Raw genomic sequence first — 19,004 nt, 5'->3', positions numbered from 1 at the left:
GCGTGGTTACAGTGTCGCGGGCGATCGATCGTCAGGTGAAGCGGAACCAGCGCAGCGCGGCCAGCGCGGCCACCGCGCCCCACACCGCTAGGACGACGACGCCGAACCAGTCGACCGACAGCGTCATCGCCTGCGACAGCGCCTCGGTCAGCGCGCCGGACGGGGTGAGCCGGGCCGCCCACTTGACGGCCGTGGGGATCATGTTCGTCTCGAGGGTGAGCGCGCCCAGCCCGGCGAAGACAAACCACATCAGGTTGGCGACCGCGAGGACGATCTCGGCGCGCAACGTGCCACCGAGCAGCAGGCCGAGTGCCGTGAAGGCGGCGGTGCCCAGCGCGATCACCGCCGCGCCTAGTGCCAGAGCCAGCGGAGCTGGCCGCCAGCCCAATGAAAAACCGATGGCGCCCAAGATGATTGCCTGCAAGAACACGACGGTAATCACGGCAAGGGACTTGCCGGCGATGATGCCCCAGACTGGAAGTGGGGTGGCCCCAAGGCGTTTCAGTGCACCGTAACGCCGGTCGAACGCGATGGCGATCGCCTGGCCGGTGAACGCCGTCGAGATCAGCGCCAGCGCCATGATGGCCGGCACGAACGTCGCGGCGCGGTTGTGGCCGAACGAGCCGAATGGCAGCAGCGTCAGTCCGACCAGCAGCGTGATCGGGATGAACATGGTCAGCAGCAGCTGTTCGCCGTTGCGCAGCAACAGCTTCAGCTCCAGGCCGAATTGGGCGGCAAGCATTTTCGGCACGGCGCTGGGTCGCGGATCGGGGGTGAAGGTGCCCGGCGGGAACAGTGGAGTGTCGGTCACGATCGCAACTTCCTGCCGGTCAGCTCCAGGAACACATCCTCGAGACTGCGTTGCTCGACGCGCATATCGGTTGCCAGCACGTCGATTTGGGCGCACCAGGCCGTAACCGTCGCCAGCACCTGCGGGTCGACCGGGCCTTCGACCAGGTACTCGCCCGGCGTCACTTCGGTGGCCTTGTAGTCCTCCGGTAACGCAGAAGCCAAGAGCGACAAGTCAAGTCGCGGCGGTACGGTGAACCGCAACTGGTCTTTCGCGCCGGAGCGCATCAGCTCTGCCGGGGTGCCCTCCGCGACGGTCGACCCGCGGTCGATGATGACGATCCGGTCCGCGAGCTCCTCGGCTTCCTTGAGCTGATGCGTGGTGAGCACCACCGTCACGCCGTCGCGGCGCAGCGCGTCTATCAGCTCCCATACCAGCAGTCGGGCGTGCGCATCCATGCCCGCGGTGGGCTCGTCGAGGAACACCAGCTCGGGACGCCCGACCAGCGCGCAGGCCAGCGCGAGCCGCTGCTGCTGGCCGCCCGACAGCCGCCGGTAGGTGGTGCGGGCCGCATCGGTCAGGCCCAGGGTGGCCAGCAGCCACTGTGGGTCCAGCGGGTCGGCGGCGTAGGCGGCCACCAGATTCAGCATCTCGCCGGCGCGGGCCGCCGGATAACCGCCGCCGCCCTGCAGCATCACCCCGATGCGCGCGCGCAGCCGGGCGTTGTCGGCGACCGGGTTCAGCCCCAGCACCTCGATCGTGCCGGCGTCCGGGCGCACGAAGCCCTCGCACATCTCGACCGTCGTCGTCTTGCCGGCGCCGTTGGGGCCCAACAGGGCCAGCACCTCGGCGGCGTGCACGTCGAGATCGAGATTGGACACAGCTGTCGTCGAGCCGTACCGCTTACTCACCCCGCGCAGCCGCACCACTATCTCGGCGGCTGGGGGGACATCTAAATGGACCTGCGGGGCCGAACTCACGTCGAGTCAGCGTAGGCGTCGGGTGCCGACGCCGGTCGCGGGGTCTGGGCGCTGGGCGACTCGTTCGTTTCCCCGTTGTCGGCCGGCGCGGACAGCAGCGGTCGCCAGGGCAGTCGGGTGTACGTCAGCGCGACCAGCACGGCCATCACGGCGGCGCTGGCCAGGGTGGCATCCAGGATCTGGAAAAGCGCGAACCGGTCGCCGTTGGCCGTCGGCCCGAAGATGCCGACGACGAGGGTGACCACGATGACCGTCTCGCGGAATCCGGTGCGGGTCGCCCAACACGCCAGCGGGATGATCGCCCACAACAGATACCAGGGCTGCACGACGGGGAACAGCAGCACGCAGATGCCCAGTGCGACGCCGAGGCCGCCGATCGGATGCAGCCGGCCGCGGAACACCGCGTACAGCAGCCAACTGACCAGCACCATGATGATCAGCACGCCGATAAAGCGGGTCAGGGCCAGTACGGCGGTGGTGTGATCGCCCAGGCCCAGCAGAATCCCCACCTGCCCGGTCGCCAGGGCCAGCAGCGTCGGCGGCGACATCCAGCTGCGCACCACGTTGGCGGTGCCGAGGGTGAAAATCCAGCCGAACCCGAGTCCGCTCGCCCAGCCCACCAGGCCCATCACCGCCAGGGCCAACGATCCGATCCCGCCGCCGGCCAGCAGCAGCGCCCGCAGGTTGCCGCCGCAGCGGTGGGCCAGCGCCATCGTGACGAATCCCAGCGCCAGCAGCGAGGGCAGCTTCACCTGCGAGGACAGCGTGATCAGGATCGAGCCGGCCAGCAGCATCCCCAACGGTTCCCAGTCGGGGCCGAGCCGGCGCCACGAGGTGGGCCAGAGCCGCGGCGAAGCGATACCGCGCAGCGCGAATTGGGCGCCGATCAGCATCAAGCCCAGCATCAGCGCCTCGTTGTGGATGCCGGCGACCAGATGCATCAGCAGCAGCGGATTGGCGACGCCCAGCCACAGCGCGCTGACTTCGGCGACGCCGCAGCGCCGGGCCAGCCGCGGCACCGCCCACACGATCATCGCCACACCGGCCAGCACCACCAACCGGTGGCAGAGCACCGCGGCGACGATGTTCTCGCCGGTCAGCGCCGAGATGCCGCGTCCGATCCACAAGAACAACGGACCGTAGGGCGCCGGCGTCTCCCGCCACACGCTGGGCACCGACAGGGTGAACACATGGCCGAGACCGAGCCCGGACGCGGGACCGACCTTGTAGGGGTCGAGTCCCTCCAGCGAAATCTGGCTCTGGGCCAGGTAGGAGTAGACGTCCTTGCTGTACATCGGCGGCGCGATCAGCAGCGGCAGCATCCACAGCACCAGCGTGCGATCCAGCTCGCCGCGCGACATCTGCCGCTTGCCCAGCGCGAATCGGCCCAGCATCAGCCAGGCCAGCGCCATCATCACCGCCCCGACCGTGGTCATCGTCAACGACACCGTCTGAATCCGGGATGGCAGGTTCAGCAGCCGAACGCCGAAGGTGGGGTCCTGGACGACCGGCCGGGCCCCGGCGCCCAGCGCGCCGATCCCCATCAGCACCGTTCCGGTGGCGCCGAACAGGCGGGTGCGCCGAAGCGCGGTGAGTTCGGTCTCATTCAGCGGTGAGCCCACGGGCTTCTCGTCGCCGTGCAACGCGGCGATCGATGAGCTCAGGGTGTGGTGGCGCACTGCCATCAGTGCAGCGTAGCGGCATGTCGACCAGCCCCGGCCCGGTGCTCGCCGGGTGATCGGCACGACGCGGTACTGAGGGCAGCCTTGCTAGACCGAATTCCGGAATTGCGTCACACTGGTGTTGTGAAAATCCGGACCACCGAGGAAGCGCGGGAAGCCGTTGCGGTGCCCGCAACCGGTGCCGCGGTTCCCGCGGTGATGCCTGATGGTCACACCCGCCGCGCCATCGTGCGGCTGCTGCTGGAATCCGGGACGATCACCGTCAGTGAGATCTGTGACCGGCTGGGTCTGGCGGCCGCCGGCGTGCGGCGTCATCTCGACGCGCTGATCGAGGCGGGCGACGCGGAATCGGCAGCTGCCGCGGCATGGCAGCAGGCCGGACGCGGGCGCCCCGCCAAACGTTTCCGGTTGACGCCGGCGGGCCGGGCCAAGCTCGACCACGCCTACGACGACCTGGCGGTCGCGGCGATGCGCCAGCTGCGCGAGATCGGCGGCCAGGGCGCGCTGCAGACGTTCGCCCGGCGCCGCATCGATACGATCCTGGCCGACGTCGAGCCCGCCGACAGCACAGACGACGCCGACGTCGAGGCCGCCGCCGAACGGGTGGCCGGCGCGCTGACCAAGGCCGGCTACGTCGCCACCACGACCCGGGTGGGCCTGCCGCTGCACGGCGTGCAGATCTGCCAGCACCACTGCCCGGTATCGCATGTCGCCGAGGAATTCCCGGAGCTATGCGAGGCCGAGCGGGAAGCCATGGCCGAGGTGCTCGGCACCCACGTGCAGCGGCTGGCGACGATCGTCAACGGCGATTGCGCCTGTACCACCCACGTGCCGCTCGCTCCCGTGGCGAGTAAGGCAGCAAGCAAGACCTAGCATCAAGCGGCGCCCAGCCCGCGCCGGCACCAAAGGAGCGTCCGAATGACACTCACGCCAGAGGCAACCACGCCCGCAGCGCCGTTAACCCAGGAGCAGGCGATCGCATCCCTGGGCAAGTACGGCTATGGCTGGTCGGACTCCGACGTCGCGGGTGCCAGCGCACAGCGCGGCCTTTCCGAGGCAGTCGTGCGTGACATCTCGGCGAAGAAGAGCGAGCCGGAGTGGATGCTCAACATCCGGCTCAAGGCGCTGCGCACCTTCGACAAGAAGCCGATGCCGAACTGGGGCTCGAACCTCGGGGGCATCCACTTCGACAACATCAAGTACTTCGTGCGCTCCACCGAGAAGCAGGCCGCCACGTGGGACGACCTGCCCGCCGACATCAAGAACACCTACGACAAGCTCGGGATCCCCGAGGCGGAGAAGCAACGCCTGGTCTCGGGCGTTGCGGCTCAGTACGAGTCCGAGGTGGTCTACCACCAGATCCGTGAGGACCTGGAAGCTCAGGGCGTCATCTTCCTCGACACCGATTCCGGCCTGCGGGAACACCCGGAGATCTTCAAGCAGTACTTCGGCAGCGTGATCCCGGCCGGCGACAACAAGTTCTCCGCGCTGAATACCGCGGTGTGGTCGGGTGGTTCGTTCATCTACGTGCCGCCGGGTGTGCACGTCGACATCCCGCTGCAGGCCTACTTCCGGATCAACACCGAGAACATGGGCCAGTTCGAGCGGACGTTGATCATCGTCGACGAGGGCGCCTACGTGCACTACGTCGAAGGCTGTACCGCGCCGATCTACAAGAGCGACTCGCTGCACTCCGCGGTGGTCGAGATCATCGTGAAACCCGGTGGCCGTTGCCGTTACACGACGATCCAGAACTGGTCGAACAACGTCTACAACCTGGTCACCAAGCGGGCCCGGGCCGAAGCCGGCGCCACGATGGAATGGGTCGACGGCAACATCGGCTCGAAAGTGACGATGAAGTACCCGGCGGTTTGGATGACCGGTGAGTACGCCAAGGGTGAGGTGCTCTCGGTGGCGTTCGCCGGCGAGGGCCAGCACCAGGACACCGGCGCCAAGATGCTGCACCTGGCGCCCAACACGTCGAGCAACATCGTCTCCAAGTCGGTGGCCCGCGGCGGTGGCCGCGCGTCCTACCGCGGCCTGGTGCAGGTGAACAAGGGTGCCCACGGATCGCGCTCCAGCGTGAAATGCGATGCGCTACTTGTCGATACGATCAGCCGCAGCGACACCTACCCGTACGTCGACATCCGCGAGGACGACGTCACGATGGGTCACGAGGCGACCGTGTCCAAGGTCAGCGAGGACCAGCTGTTCTACCTGATGAGCCGCGGCATGACCGAGGACGAGGCGATGGCGATGGTGGTGCGCGGCTTCGTCGAGCCGATCGCCAAGGAACTGCCGATGGAGTACGCGCTGGAGCTCAACCGGCTGATCGAGCTGCAGATGGAAGGTGCGGTCGGCTAGTGACGGGACTGACTGAAGCGGTTGAGGGTTCGGCCCTCACCGCTGCCAACAAGGGTGAGCTGTTCGCGTCGTTCGGCGTGGGCGCCTTCGAGGTGCCCAGCGGCCGCGACGAGATCTGGCGGTTCACCCCGCTGCGCCGGCTGCGCGGCCTGCACGACGGCTCGGCCGTCGCGAACGGCAAGGCGCAGATCAGTGTCGGCGAACAGCCCGGTGTGACGGTGGAGACCGTCCGTCGCGGCGACGAGCGGCTGGGCCAGGGCGGCGTTCCTGCGGATCGTGTTGCGGCCCAGGCATTCTCGTCGTTCAACTCCGCGACGGTGGTGACCGTGGCGCGCGACACTGAGGTCGCCACGCCGATCGAGATCGTGATCACCGGGCCCGGCGAGGGCGCGGTCGCCTACGGGCATCTGCAGATCCGCGTCGAGGAGCTCGCGCGGGCGATCTTCGTCATCGACCTGCGCGGCAGCGGGACCTACGCCGACAACGTCGAGATCATCGTCGCCGACTCGGCGGCCGTCGGGGTGATCTGGATCGCGGACTGGGCCGACGACACCGTCCACGTCAGTGCGCATCACGCACGCCTGGGCAAGGATTCGGTGCTCGGCCACGTCAACGTGACGCTCGGCGGCGACCTGGTTCGCACGTCGACGACGGTGCGGTTCACCGCGGCCGGCGGTGACGCGCAACTGCTCGGCACCTACTTCGCCGACGACGGCCAGCACTTCGAGTCCCGGCTGCTCGTCGACCACGCTTTCCCGAACTGCAAGTCGGACGTGTTGTACAAGGGTGCGCTGCAAGCCGATCCGGAATCCAGCCGTCCCGACGCGCACACCGTCTGGGTGGGCGACGTGCTGATCCGCGCGGAGGCCACCGGCACGGACACCTTCGAGACCAACCGCAACCTGCTGCTCACCGACGGCGCCCGCGCCGATTCGGTGCCCAACCTCGAAATCGAGACGGGTGAGATCGTCGGCGCCGGACACGCAAGTGCCACCGGAAGATTCGACGACGAGCAAGTGTTCTGCCTGCAAGCTCGCGGTATCCCGGAAGACCAGGCCCGCCGGCTGATCGTGCGTGGCTTCTTCGGCGAGATCATCCAGAAGATCGCCGTGGCCGCCGTGCGTGACCGGCTGACCGAGGCCATCGAGCACGAACTTGAGTTAACCGAAGGAATCAAGAACTGATGACCGCTCTCGAAATCACGGATCTGCACGTCAGCGTCGCGCGCACCAACGAATCCGACGCCATTGGAATCCTCAAAGGTGTTGACCTCACCGTGAAGTCGGGGGAGACGCACGCGCTGATGGGCCCGAACGGGTCCGGCAAGTCCACCCTGTCCTATGCGATCGCCGGGCACCCGAAGTACGAGGTGACGTCCGGTTCGATCACGCTGGACGGCGAGGACGTGCTGGCGATGAGCGTCGACGAGCGGGCGCGGGCCGGCTTGTTCCTGGCCATGCAATACCCGATCGAGGTGCCGGGGGTGTCGATGTCGAACTTCCTGCGCACCGCCGCCGCGGCCGTGCGCGGCGAGGCGCCGAAGCTGCGGCACTGGGTCAAGGAAGTCAAGGGCGCGATGGACGATCTCGGGATCGATCCGGCGTTCTCCGAACGCAGTGTGAACGAAGGCTTTTCCGGCGGTGAGAAGAAGCGCCACGAGATCCTGCAGCTCGCGCTGCTCAAGCCCAAGATCGCGATCCTCGACGAGACCGACTCCGGGCTCGACGTCGACGCATTGCGGGTGGTCAGCGAGGGTGTGAACCGCTACGCCGAAGCCGGCTGGGACGATGGCACCGGCCAGCCGGTGCGTGGCGGCGTCCTGCTGATCACGCACTACACTCGGATTCTGCGTTACATCCAGCCGCAGTTCGTGCACGTGTTCGTCGGCGGCCGCATCGTCGAATCCGCCGGGCCCGAACTGGCCGACGAGCTCGAAGAGCATGGCTACGAGCGCTTCACCCAAGCGGCTGCCACGGGGGCGTAACGATGACGGCCTCCGTGACTCCATTGGATCTCGCGGCGATCCGTGCCGATTTCCCGATCCTCAAGCGCATCATGCGCAGCGGAAAACAGTTGGCGTACCTGGATTCCGGCGCGACGTCCCAGCGGCCGCTGCAGGTGCTCGACGCCGAACGCGAATTCCTGCTGACGTCCAACGGCGCCGTGCACCGCGGTGCGCATCAGCTGATGGAAGAAGCCACCGACGCCTACGAGCAGGGTAGGGCAGACATCGCGGCGTTCGTCGGCGCCGACAGCGACGAGCTGGTCTTCACCAAGAACGCGACCGAAGCGCTCAACCTGGTGTCCTATGTGCTGGGCGACCAGCGTTTCAACGGCGCGGTCGGTCCGGGCGACGTCATCGTGATCAGCGAGCTCGAGCACCACGCGAACCTGGTCCCTTGGCAGGAACTGGCCCGGCGCACCGGGGCGACCGTCAAGTGGTACGGCCTGACCGACGACGGACGTATCGACCTGGACTCGCTGGAACTCGACGAGCGCGTCAAAGTGGTTGCGTTCAGCCATCACTCGAACGTGACCGGCGCGGTGGCGCCGGTGCACGAGCTCGTCGAGCGAGCCAAGGCGGTGGGCGCGCTGACCGTGCTCGACGCCTGCCAGTCGGTGCCGCACCAGCCGGTCGACTTCCGCGCCCTCGACGTAGACTTCGGTGCGTTCTCCGGCCACAAGATGCTGGGCCCCAACGGAATCGGGGTGCTCTACAGCAGCCGCGAGTTGCTCGAGGCGCTGCCGCCGTTCCTCACCGGCGGCTCGATGATCGAGACCGTCACGATGGAAGGCACGACGTATGCCGCGCCCCCGCAGCGGTTCGAGGCCGGCACCCCGATGACCTCTCAGGTCGTCGGCCTGGCCGCGGCCGCACGCTATCTCGGTGCGATCGGAATGGAGGCCGTAGAAGCTCACGAGCGTGAGCTGGTGGCCGCGGCGCTGGAGGGCCTGTCCGGCATCGACGCCGTGCGCATCATCGGGCCGGCGTCGATGGAAAACCGTGGCTCCCCGGTCGCATTCGTCGTCGACGGCGTGCACGCACATGATGTCGGGCAGGTGCTCGACGACGAGGGCGTCGCTGTGCGGGTCGGTCATCACTGCGCGTTACCGTTGCACCGCCGGTTCGGGGTGGCAGCCACGGCGCGGGCGTCGTTCGCGGTGTACAACACCGCCGACGAGGTCGACCGGCTGGTGGCCGGTGTGCGCCGTTCGGTGGAATTCTTCGGCGGAGCGTGAGCCGTGCGTCTGGAGCAGATGTATCAGGACGTGATCCTGGATCACTACAAACACCCGCAGCACCGCGGACTGCGCGAGCCGTTCGGCGCGCAGGTCTACCACGTGAACCCGATCTGCGGCGACGAGGTCACGCTGCGCGTGACGTTGTCCGGCGACGGTCAAACCGTCGCGGACGTTTCCTATGATGGGCAAGGCTGTGCGATCAGCCAGGCGGCCACCTCGGTGCTGACCCAGCAGGTGATCGGGCAGAGCGTGGGCGAAGCCCTCAAGACCATCACGGCGTTCACCGAAATGGTGTCGTCGCGGGGAACGGTCGAGGGCGACGAGGATGTGTTGGGCGACGGCATCGCCTTCGCCGGCGTCGCCAAGTACCCGGCCCGGGTGAAATGTGCCCTGCTGGGGTGGATGGCGTGCAAAGACGCACTGGCCCAGGCCAGCCATGCTTTCGAGGAGGACCAACGATGAGCGAAACCACCGCACCCGACGAGGAGTTTCTCGCCGACCTCGAAGAGGCGATGCGCGACGTCGTCGACCCCGAGCTGGGGATCAACGTCGTCGATCTGGGGCTTGTCTACGGCCTCAACGTCGAGAAGGGCGACGAAGGAAAGGTCGCGACCATCGACATGACGCTGACGTCGGCGGCCTGCCCGCTGACCGATGTGATCGAAGACCAGTCGCGCAGCGCGCTGGTCGGCAGCGGTTTGGTCAACGATCTGCGGATCAACTGGGTGTGGAACCCACCGTGGGGTCCGGACAAGATCACCGAGGACGGGCGCGAACAATTGCGCGCCCTCGGCTTCACCGTCTAGCTCTAAGACTGACTGAGACTGTTGGCAGTCCGGGCTTCCTGGTCGGGCTCGAAATGAACCACGACACAGCGGGAATCGGTGCGCGTGGCCCAAAATCGGATGACTTGCCGGGGTGCGCTGCGGTAGGTCTAGATATGTGACTGAGCTGACCCTGCGCGCCATCAGCGATGACGATGACTATGAGTCATTCATGTCCGCGTCGTACGCGGTGTTCTTCGAGGACATACAGAAGGACGAGATCGACCTGATGCGCAAGGTCACCGAGTTTGACCGCATGGTCGGATTTCACGACGGCACTCGCTGGGCGTCCACCGCGGGCGCCTTCGGCAAGCAGGTGGTACTGCCCGGCGGTGTGACCGCCCCGGTGGCCGCCGTCACCGCGGTCACGGTGTCACCGAGCCATCGGCGCCGCGGCCTGCTGACGGCGATGATGCGCCACCAGCTCGACGACATCAGGTCGCGCGGAACCGAGGCGCTGGCCATGCTGTTCGCCTCGGAAGCCTCGATCTATGGGCGATTCGGGTACGGAACGGCCACTTCGATCGCGGGGTTATCCGGGCAGCTGCGCGAGCTCGGCTTCCGCCCCGAGGTCGAGCTCGGCGACGGCACGGTGACCGACACCGATACCGACACACTCATGGCCAACGCACCCGCAATCTACGACCGGGCCATGGCGCAACGCCCCGGACTGATGGCCAGACCGCGGCCGTGGTGGGACACCGTGATCCACGACAGCGAAGAGAGGCGCGAGGGCACCGGCAAGATTCGCTTTGCCCTGCACCGCGAGGCCGATGGCACCGCCAGCGCATTCGCCATCTACCGCCCCAAGGCCGGCTGGACGGACTCCGGCCAGCCCAACGGAGAACTTCATATCCAGGAGGTGCGAGCCACCAATCACCGCGCGTACGCACGCATTTGGCGCCACCTACTCGACATGGACCTGGTCAGGACTGTCAAGTACGAGTGGGCCGCGACCGACGAGCAGCTGCGCTACCTGGTCACAGACCAGCGGGCACTGCGGTGTGAAGTGAAGGACGCCATCTATGTACGACTGGTCGACGTGTCCCGCGCACTGACGTTGCGCCGGTACACAACCTGCGTCGACGTGGTACTCGAGGCGACCGACGAGTTCTGCCCGTGGAACACCGGCCGGTTGCACCTATGTGGCGGACCCGACGGTGCCGCATGCGAAACCACCACGGCACCAGCCGACATCGCCGTCACCGCGCGCGACCTCGGCGCGATCTACTTGGGCGGGGTAAATCTGCAGGCGCTGGCCAGCGCGGGATTCGTCACAGAACTCACCCCCGGTTCGCTACACCGGACCGCGGTCGCCTTCGACTGGCCCGCCGCCCCCGGCATGCCCGACAACTTCTAAGCGCGGTCTCTCACCTCGGGAAGTCTTCGCGGCGTTACCTGCCGAGCCGATGCTGGCCCCCGCATTTGCCGTCGTGGGCCGGCCGCAGGTCGATGGTGTTCGCCTGTAGCGTGCCGCTGCCGTCCCGATTGCCTTGTGCCGTTATGCATTTGCCCGGCGTGATCGCTTGAATGCCGGCACCGGCCTGCCTGGTGTATCGCGTCTGATCGGTGACCGTCACCGTCGCCTGCGAGCCCGCGCCGCTGGGGTCGATACGCGTCACGGTGATCGTGTTGCCAGCGACGGAGGCCACGGCGCCTTGCACGGGCGCTCGTTTGGCAGGCGCCGTTGGGCATTTCCCGTCGACGGCGGGGGTCACCCGCACGCCCGCCGCGGCGATCGGCTGGCCGGGTTCTGATCCCCGGTGAGCGGGCCGCACGGTGACGCAACTGCCGGTGGTGACGTCACTCAGCGTGGCCGGGGTGAGTTCGGTGATTTTGGTCGTGGCGCTGAAAGCCACAGCGGCATCGCCCTTTTCCTCCGTGATCTGCGCGGTGTTTCCCGACACCGATGCGATCAGGCCACGTACCCGAGCCTGACCGGTGGCTGGGGGCGAGCTGGACGGCGCCGCCGGCGACGCGGCAGGACTTGAGGAAGTGGGGCTGGCCGGGTGCGACGAACCACAGGCCACGACGGATACCGCGGTGATCCCGGAGACCGCGAGCATCGCGAATCGGGTGCACAGGTGAGAGCTGGCAGACATCGACGTTTCTCCAATCGTGGGGTGATCCCCACGAACGGGTCTACCGAATCCAGCTGTGGCCGAGCTATGAGATGCGACGTCGGTGGCCAACCGCACCTGCCGACACGGTTGGCTGCCGGCGAATCGGGGTATGCCCGGCCCAACCCGGTTGGATCGGGTGTCGGTTTCTGGGGGGATGAGTGATCGGCAATGGTGGGCTGGCTGGACGATTTGCAGCGACGCAACCGCGGTGTGAGTGTGACCGTGGCTGTCATCTACAAATACCTCGATGATCAAGGCGGCTATCTGCCCGCGCTGATCACGTACTACGGCTTCGTGTCGCTGTTCCCGATGCTGCTGTTGTTGACCACCGGGCTGGGTGTGGTGCTCGCCGGTCGCCCCGATCTGCAAGAGCAGGTGCTGCACAGCGCCCTGAGTCAATTCCCGGTGATCGGCAGCCAGCTGCAACAGCCCGAGGGGCTCAGCGGCGGCACGGTCGCCGTCGTCGTCGGAATCCTGGGTGCGCTCTACGGCGGCCTGGGTGTCGGCCAAGCCGTGCAGAACGCGATGGATTCGGTATGGGCCGTGCCGAAGCACAAGCGCCCCAACCCGATTCGATCACGCGTGCGCAGCTGCGGATTGCTTTTCGTGCTGGGTTCGGCGGTGCTCGCGGCCACCGTCTTGTCCGGGATCGCGCAGACGACAGGGGAGCTGGGCATCTTCGGCAGGATCGGTGTCGCGCTGACCACCGTGGCGATCAACGCGATGATCTGCCTGGTGGCTTTCCGTGTGACGACCGCAAGGGTACTCACCTACCGGCAGGTGCTGCCGGGGGCCGTTGCGGCAGCGGTTATTTGGCAGATATTGCAGTGGTTCGGTGCCGGCTATATCCAGCACACCGTCAAGACGGCCAGCGCCACCAACAGCATCTTCGCGTTGGTGCTGGGATTGCTCGCCTTCCTGTATCTGGTGTCGACGGCGCTGGTGCTCTGCGCCGAAATGAACGTCGTACTGGTGGAGCACCTCTGCCCGCGCGCATTGCTGAGCGCCTTCAGCGACGACGCCGAACTCACGCCGGCCGACCGGCGGATCTACGCCAAGCGGGCGAAAGCCGAACGCGTCAAACAGCTCGAGCGCGTGATCGTCCGTTTCAACGACGTGAATAGGCCCGTGACACCGTAGCGCCGATCGCTCAGAACGCGTCCTCGGAAATACGCATCACGTCGTCGTCGATGGATTCGATGACGCGGCGCAGCGAGGTCAGTTTCGGCAGCATGTTCTTGGCGAAGAACGCCGACGTCGCGATCTTGCCCTGGTAGAACGCCCGGTCCTTCTCGCTGGGATTGTCGGCCAGGGCGGCGTGCGCAACCAGGGCCTGCGCCAGCAACCGCCAGCCGATCAGCAGGTCGCCGACCGCGAGCAGATACCGCACCGAACCGAGCCCCACCTTGTAGATCTCCGTCGGGTGCGCGGTAGCCGCCATCAGGTAGCCGGTCAACGCGGCCGTCATCGAGGTCACCTCGTCGAGGGCGGATTGCACCGCCTGCGCCTGCGATTTCAGCGCGTCGTCGCAGTCGTCGATGGTCCGGCTGATCTGAGCCGTCACGAACTGCAGGGCAGCGCCGTGGTCGCGAACGATCTTGCGGAAGAAGAAGTCCAGGGCCTGAATCGCGGTGGTGCCCTCGTAGAGCGAATCGATCTTGGAATCGCGGATGTACTGCTCCAGCGGATAATCCTGCAGGAAGCCCGAGCCGCCCAGCGTCTGCAACGATTCCGTCAGGATCTCGTACGCCCGCTCCGAACTGACCCCCTTGACGATGGGCAGCAGCAGATCGTCGACGCGGTGTGCCATGTCGTGGTCAGCGCCGGAAACTTGTTGTGCGAGAGCATCATCCTGATGTGCCGCGGCATATATGTAGAGCGCCCGCAGCCCTTCGGCGTACGCCTTCTGGGTCATCAGGCTGCGGCGCACGTCGGGGTGGTGCATGATCGTGACCCGCGGTGCGGTCTTGTCGGTCATCTGGGTCAGGTCGGCACCCTGCACCCGCTCCTTGGCGTAGGCAAGCGCGTTGAGGTAGCCGGTGGAAAGCGTGCCGGCGGCCTTGACTCCGATCGTCATGCGGGCGTGCTCGATCACGGTGAACATCTGCGCGATCCCGTTGTGCACGCCGCCGACCAGATAGCCCACGGCGGGCACATCCGTCGCGCCGAAGGTCAGCTCGCAGGTGGGGGAGGACTTGATGCCCATCTTGTGTTCCAGCCCGGTGACGAAAACCCCGTTGCGGGCGCCGAGTTCGAATGTGTCGGGGTCGAACAGGTAGTTCGGGACGTAGAACAGGCTCAGTCCCTTGGTGCCGGGGCCGGCGCCCTCCGGGCGGGCCAACACGAGGTGGAAGACGTTGTCGGCGGTGTCGCCGACGTCGCCACCGGAGATGAACCGCTTGACGCCCTCGATGTGCCAGGTGCCGTCCGGCTGCGCGATGGCCTTGCTGCGGCCGGCGCCGACGTCGGAGCCCGCGTCGGGTTCGGTGAGCACCATCGTGGCGGCCCAGCCGCGCTCGACGCCCTCGGCCGCCCAGCGCTTCTGCTCCTCGTCGCTCTCGGCCCAAAGCGCTTGCGCCATAAAAGGTCCCAGGCAGAAGAAGCTTGCGGACGGATTGGCGCAGAAGATCATTTCATTGACCGCCCACGCCAACGGCGGCGGTGCGGGCATGCCACCGATGTCCTCGGCCAGGCCGAGGCGCCACCACTCGGCGTCCTTGATCGCTTGCACGGTCTTGGCCAACTCGGGTGCGACGCTGATGGTGTGCTCGTTGGGATCGAACACCGGCGGGTTGCGGTCGGCGAACGCGAAGGTCTCGGCGACCGGGCCTTCTGCCAGGCGAGCGGCCTCGGACAGGATGGTCCGCACCGTGTCGGCGTCCAGCTCGCTGTACTGCCCGGCGCCGAGAATCGCGCCCACCTCGAGGACTTCGAAGATGTTGAACTCGAGATCACGGACGTTAGCGATGTAGTGGCCCAAGACATCTCCCTCAACTGGTCCGTCCGGCGACGGATCATCAGCCCTCAGTGTCTCCGAGCACCGAAACCCTCCGCAACCGTAACCTGCGGGCACCGGCCGTTGTCGGCCCGCAAACCAAAACCCAACTGCTCATTGGGAAGATCGATCCGCGTTATCCCCGCGGCCTCGGAGGTCAGCTGGGGGCACACACCGGCGCGCTGGCGAATCGTTGCTGGCGGGAGCAGTATGAGGGTGCGCCAATGGTCGACATTCGCGCGGGAACATCCGAGCAGTACCCGGCGTTAGGCGAAATGTGACTACACAGGACCTCACCGCGGAGCAGTTCAACGCGACCATCGAAAACAACGACATCGTGCTGGTCGACTTCTGGGCGTCCTGGTGCGGGCCATGCCGTCAGTTCGGGCCGACCTTTCAGGCGTCGTCGGAGAAGCACCCCGACATCGTGCACGCCAAGGTCGACACCGAAGCCCAGCAAGAGCTCGCCGCCGCGGCCCAGATTCGGTCCATCCCGACGTTGATGGCCTTCAAGAAGGGCAAACTGCTGTTCAACCAGCCGGGTGCGCTCCCACCGTCGGCGCTGGAGGATCTGGTGCAGCAAATCAGGGACTTCGACGTCGAGGCGGTTCAGGCGGATCATGCCTGAGGCACGTCGCCGAATAGGTCGCCGGCGTCGGCCGCGATACCGTTCACGGGTGAGTTTGGTACTCGTTGAACACCCGCGGCCCGGCGTGGCCTTGATCACCCTCAATCGGCCCGAACGGATGAATTCCATGGCGTTCGACGTCATGGTGCCGCTGAAGGCGGCCTTGGAAAAGGTGACGTACGACAACTCGGTGCGGGTCGTGGTGCTGACCGGGGCGGGTCGGGGGTTTTCGTCGGGAGCCGACCACAAGTCCGCGGGCACGGTGCCGAATGTGGACGGGTAGACCCGCCCGACGTATGCGCTGCGCTCCATGGAGCTCCTCGACGACGTCATTTTGGCGCTGCGGCGCCTGCATCAGCCGGTCATCGCCGCGGTCAACGGCGCCGCCATCGGCGGTGGGCTGTGTCTGGCCCTGGCCGCCGACATCCGGGTGGCCTCGACCAACGTCTATTTCCGGGCCGCGGGCATCAACAACGGGTTGACCGCCAGCGAACTGGGCCTGTCCTACCTGCTGCCCAGGGCGATCGGCGCGTCGCGGGCGTTCGAGATCATGCTGACCGGCCGCGACGTCCCCGCCGAGGAGGCCGAGCGCATCGGGCTGGTGTCCTGCCAGGTGCCCGAGGGGCAGCTGCTGGACACCTGCTACGCGATCGCCGCGTTCTCCCGGCCCGGAATCGAGTTGACCAAGCGCACACTGCGGAGTGGACTGGACGCCGGTAGCCTGGAAGGGCACATGCAAGCCGAAGGCTTGGGACAGCTTTTCGCCCGTCTGCTCACCGCGAACTTCGAAGAAGCGGTTGCTGCGCGTGCAGAGCGGCGGCCCCGGTGTTCACCGACGACAAATAACCACTGCACTGACCGAGGAGAGCGATCGTGATCACGGCTACGGGCCTTGAGGTCCGCGCTGGTGCGCGCATCCTGCTCTCACCCGACGGCCCCGACCTTCGGATTCAGCCCGGTGACCGCATCGGGCTGGTCGGGCGCAACGGTGCGGGCAAGACGACGACCCTGCGCATCCTGGCCGGGGAGAGCGAACCGTACGCCGGATCGGTGACCCGTACCGGCGAAACCGGTTACCTGCCACAGGATCCCAAAGAGGGCGATCTCGACGTGCTGGCCCGCGACCGGGTGCTGTCGGCGCGCGGTTTGGATGTCCTGCTCACCGATCTGGAGAAGCAGCAAGCGTTGATGGCCGAGGTCGCCGACGACGAAGCGCGCGACCGCGCGATCCGTCGATACGGCCAACTGGAGGAGCGGTTCGTCGCCCTGGGCGGCTACGGCGCCGAAAGCGAAGCCGGCCGGATCTGCGCGAGTCTCGGCCTGCCGGAACGGGTCATGACACAACAACTGCGCACCCTGTCCGGCGGTCAGCGCCGCCGAGTCGAGCTGGCGCGAATCCTGTTCGCCGCCTCCGACGCCGGTTCGTCGACCACGCTGCTGCTCGACGAGCCGACCAACCACCTCGACGCGGATTCGGTTGGCTGGCTGCGGGATTTCCTGCGATCGCACACCGGCGGCCTGGTGGTCATCAGCCACAACGTCGAGTTGCTCGCCGACGTCGTCAACCGGGTGTGGTTCCTGGACGCGGTGCGCGGCGAGGCCGACGTCTACAACATGGGCTGGCAGAAGTATCTCGATGCCCGGGCCACGGACGAGCAGCGCCGCCGGCGCGAACGCGCCAACGCCGAGAAGAAGGCGAGTGCGCTGCGCACCCAGGCCGCCAAGATGGGCGCCAAGGCCACCAAAGCCGTTGCGGCGCAGAACATGTTGCGACGCGCCGATCGCATGATGGCCGCGCTCGACGAGGAACGCGTCTCCGACAAGGTCGCCCGGATCAAGTTCCCCACGCCGGCGCCCTGCGGACGAACCCCGCTGGTGGCCAAGGGCTTGAGCAAGTCCTACGGATCGCTCGAGGTGTTCACCGGGGTCGACCTGGCGATCGACCGGGGCTCCCGGGTGGTGGTGCTGGGGCTCAACGGCGCGGGCAAGACGACGCTGCTGCGGCTGTTGGCCGGCGCCGAGACTCCCGACACCGGAGGGCTGGAGCCCGGACACGGTTTGCGCATGGGCTATTTCGCGCAGGAGCACGACACCATCGACAACGACGCGACTGTGTGGGAGAACACCCGGCACGCCGCGCCTTCCTCGGGCGAGCAGGACCTGCGCGGCCTGCTGGGAGCGTTCATGTTCAGCGGCCCGCAGCTCGACCAACCCGCCGGCACCCTGTCCGGCGGCGAGAAGACGCGGCTCGCGCTGGCCGGCCTGGTCGCATCCACGGCGAACGTCTTGCTGCTCGACGAACCGACCAACAACCTCGATCCCGCGTCGCGCGAACAGGTGCTCGACGCGCTGCGGAGCTATCAGGGCGCGGTGGTATTGGTCACCCACGATCCCGGCGCGGCCGAAGCTCTCGACCCGCAACGCGTCGTCCTGCTGCCCGACGGCACCGAGGACTATTGGTCCGACGAATATCGGGATCTGATCGAGCTCGCCTGAGCCCCCTAAGTCACCGCACCCGAATTCGGCGAAATCGACACGCGCGAGACGACCGGTTCTTACTCTTGGTGCTTGGGTTTGTGTTTCCAGCGTGGAGGGACCAGTGCCAAAGTCGAAAGAGATGCGCGCCGAGTTGTTGCATGAGTTGCGCAATGCCTACGAGGGCGGAGCGAGCATTCGGACGCTCGTTGCCAACACCGGCAGATCGTACGGGTCGATTCACAGCATGCTGCGAGAGTCGGGCACCACGATGCGCAGCCGCGGCGGCCCCAACCATACGGCCCGGCACCGCTAACCGGTAGCCCCGGAATCGTTGCGGCGCACCGACTTCTCGACTAGGTCGAGGACGGCGGCCAGCCGCTGCGGATCTTCGCCGGAGGCCAGCCGGGCCACCAATCCGTCCAGGACCAATTCCAGATAGCACTGCAACACGTCACCGGGTACATCGTCGCGCACCCGGTGTGCTTCCTTCTGCCGTTGCAGTCGATCGTGGGTCGCTGCCGCCAGTTCCGCGGAACGCTCCGACCATCCGCGGCTGAACGCGGGGTCGTTGCGCAGCTTGCGCGCGATCTCCAACCGGGTGGCCAACCAGTCGAACTGCTCGGGCGCGGCCAGCATGTCGCGCATCACCTGGATGAGGCCCTCGCGCGACGCGACGTCCGCCATCCGCTCGGCGTCCTCGTGAGCGAGCGCGAAAAACAGTGCGTCCTTGTCCCGGAAGTGGTGGAAGATCGCGCCACGCGACATCCCGATCGACTGCTCCAGCCGCCGAACCGTGGCCCTGTCGTAGCCGTGTTCGGCGAAGCAACGGCGCGCACCGTCGAGGATCTGGCGACGGCGAGCCGCCAGATGGTCCTCGCTGACTTTTGGCACCGGCGG

17 protein-coding genes and 2 pseudogenes are annotated in these 19,004 nt (G+C 66.9%); 13 read left to right on the top strand and 6 right to left on the bottom strand.

Going from position 1 to position 19,004, the window contains the following annotated elements; all coding sequences use genetic code 11:
• Positions 1-31 precede the first annotated feature (31 nt).
• The 3 genes from G6N54_RS05970 to mptB are packed head-to-tail and all read right to left on the bottom strand — an operon-like array spanning position 32 to position 3,455.
• Positions 32-811: an ABC transporter permease gene (locus tag G6N54_RS05970; RefSeq protein ID WP_163788976.1), complete on the bottom strand. Its 780-nt coding sequence runs from the start codon at positions 809-811 to the stop codon at positions 32-34.
• Positions 808-1,770 carry an ABC transporter ATP-binding protein gene (locus G6N54_RS05965; protein ID WP_179969175.1) on the bottom strand — a complete coding sequence of 321 codons (963 nt, stop codon included), beginning with the start codon at positions 1,768-1,770 and terminating at the stop codon, positions 808-810. Before G6N54_RS05965 ends, G6N54_RS05970 begins: the two co-directional genes overlap by 4 nt.
• Positions 1,767-3,455 (bottom strand): polyprenol phosphomannose-dependent alpha 1,6 mannosyltransferase MptB, encoded by a 1,689-nt coding sequence (gene mptB, locus G6N54_RS05960; protein ID WP_163788975.1) that lies wholly within the window; start codon positions 3,453-3,455, stop codon positions 1,767-1,769. Before mptB ends, G6N54_RS05965 begins: the two co-directional genes overlap by 4 nt.
• A 120-nt stretch (positions 3,456-3,575) precedes the next feature.
• Here mptB and G6N54_RS05955 point away from each other — a divergent pair, with 120 nt between their 5' ends.
• From G6N54_RS05955 to G6N54_RS05920, 8 genes and pseudogenes are all read left to right on the top strand, one after another.
• Entirely contained in the window at positions 3,576-4,325 is a 750-nt protein-coding gene (locus G6N54_RS05955; RefSeq protein WP_232073409.1) for a helix-turn-helix transcriptional regulator, read from the top strand.
• A 45-nt stretch (positions 4,326-4,370) separates the two neighbouring features.
• Positions 4,371-5,816 carry a Fe-S cluster assembly protein SufB gene (gene sufB / locus G6N54_RS05950; RefSeq protein WP_163788974.1) on the top strand — a complete coding sequence of 482 codons (1,446 nt, stop codon included), beginning with the start codon at positions 4,371-4,373 and terminating at the stop codon, positions 5,814-5,816.
• The gene (gene sufD, locus G6N54_RS05945) at positions 5,816-7,000 is read left to right on the top strand and encodes a Fe-S cluster assembly protein SufD (protein ID WP_163788973.1); all 1,185 of its coding nucleotides are present in this window, start codon (positions 5,816-5,818) and stop codon (positions 6,998-7,000) included. Before sufB ends, sufD begins: the two co-directional genes overlap by 1 nt.
• A complete protein-coding gene (gene sufC, locus G6N54_RS05940; protein WP_163788972.1) occupies positions 7,000-7,800 on the top strand; it encodes a Fe-S cluster assembly ATPase SufC in 801 nt (266 codons plus the stop codon). Before sufD ends, sufC begins: the two co-directional genes overlap by 1 nt.
• A gap of 2 nt (positions 7,801-7,802) precedes the next feature.
• On the top strand, positions 7,803-9,056 hold the full coding sequence (locus G6N54_RS05935; RefSeq protein ID WP_163788971.1) for a cysteine desulfurase: 1,254 nt from the start codon (positions 7,803-7,805) through the stop codon (positions 9,054-9,056).
• 18 nt (positions 9,057-9,074) lie between these two features.
• Positions 9,075-9,537 (top strand): annotated as a pseudogene (gene sufU / locus G6N54_RS05930) (Fe-S cluster assembly sulfur transfer protein SufU); the annotation flags it as partial.
• Positions 9,518-9,865 (top strand): metal-sulfur cluster assembly factor, encoded by a 348-nt coding sequence (locus G6N54_RS05925; protein WP_163788969.1) that lies wholly within the window; start codon positions 9,518-9,520, stop codon positions 9,863-9,865. The pseudogene sufU and the gene G6N54_RS05925, both read left to right, overlap by 20 nt.
• Before the next feature lie 136 nt (positions 9,866-10,001).
• Positions 10,002-11,243 carry a GNAT family N-acetyltransferase gene (locus G6N54_RS05920; RefSeq protein WP_163788968.1) on the top strand — a complete coding sequence of 414 codons (1,242 nt, stop codon included), beginning with the start codon at positions 10,002-10,004 and terminating at the stop codon, positions 11,241-11,243.
• Between the two features lie 34 nt (positions 11,244-11,277).
• Here the strand turns inward: G6N54_RS05920 and G6N54_RS05915 are convergent, their stop codons facing one another.
• Positions 11,278-11,985: a DUF5666 domain-containing protein gene (locus G6N54_RS05915; RefSeq protein WP_179969174.1), complete on the bottom strand. Its 708-nt coding sequence runs from the start codon at positions 11,983-11,985 to the stop codon at positions 11,278-11,280.
• Between the two features lie 189 nt (positions 11,986-12,174).
• Between G6N54_RS05915 and G6N54_RS05910 the strand changes: the two genes are divergently transcribed.
• The gene (locus G6N54_RS05910; protein ID WP_163788967.1) at positions 12,175-13,146 is read left to right on the top strand and encodes a YihY/virulence factor BrkB family protein; all 972 of its coding nucleotides are present in this window, start codon (positions 12,175-12,177) and stop codon (positions 13,144-13,146) included.
• Between the two features lie 10 nt (positions 13,147-13,156).
• On the opposite strand, the gene G6N54_RS05905 is transcribed toward G6N54_RS05910, so the two are convergent.
• Positions 13,157-14,986 (bottom strand): acyl-CoA dehydrogenase, encoded by a 1,830-nt coding sequence (locus G6N54_RS05905; RefSeq protein ID WP_163788966.1) that lies wholly within the window; start codon positions 14,984-14,986, stop codon positions 13,157-13,159.
• 292 nt (positions 14,987-15,278) lie between these two features.
• Here G6N54_RS05905 and trxA point away from each other — a divergent pair, with 292 nt between their 5' ends.
• From trxA to G6N54_RS05885, 4 genes and pseudogenes are all read left to right on the top strand, one after another.
• A complete protein-coding gene (gene trxA, locus G6N54_RS05900; RefSeq protein WP_163788965.1) occupies positions 15,279-15,629 on the top strand; it encodes a thioredoxin in 351 nt (116 codons plus the stop codon).
• Positions 15,622-16,475: pseudogene (locus G6N54_RS05895) on the top strand (enoyl-CoA hydratase). The gene trxA and the pseudogene G6N54_RS05895 overlap by 8 nt, the downstream one beginning before the upstream one ends.
• A 27-nt stretch (positions 16,476-16,502) precedes the next feature.
• A complete protein-coding gene (locus tag G6N54_RS05890; RefSeq protein WP_163788964.1) occupies positions 16,503-18,125 on the top strand; it encodes an ABC-F family ATP-binding cassette domain-containing protein in 1,623 nt (540 codons plus the stop codon).
• A 103-nt stretch (positions 18,126-18,228) separates the two neighbouring features.
• Positions 18,229-18,420, top strand: a complete 192-nt coding sequence (locus G6N54_RS05885; protein ID WP_163788963.1) for a helix-turn-helix domain-containing protein — start codon at positions 18,229-18,231, stop codon at positions 18,418-18,420.
• Here the strand turns inward: G6N54_RS05885 and G6N54_RS05880 are convergent.
• Complete coding sequence (locus G6N54_RS05880) at positions 18,417-18,998, bottom strand: TetR/AcrR family transcriptional regulator (protein ID WP_163788962.1); 582 nt, start codon at positions 18,996-18,998, stop codon at positions 18,417-18,419. The two genes, G6N54_RS05885 and G6N54_RS05880, sit on opposite strands and share 4 nt — an antisense overlap.
• Positions 18,999-19,004: the final 6 nt, after the last annotated feature.

The organism is Mycobacterium stomatepiae, assembly GCF_010731715.1.
GTDB classification, from domain to species: domain Bacteria; phylum Actinomycetota; class Actinomycetes; order Mycobacteriales; family Mycobacteriaceae; genus Mycobacterium; species Mycobacterium stomatepiae.
The sequence above is the reverse complement of the archived record's forward strand: the minus strand, read 5'-3'. Positions and strand labels throughout refer to the sequence as shown.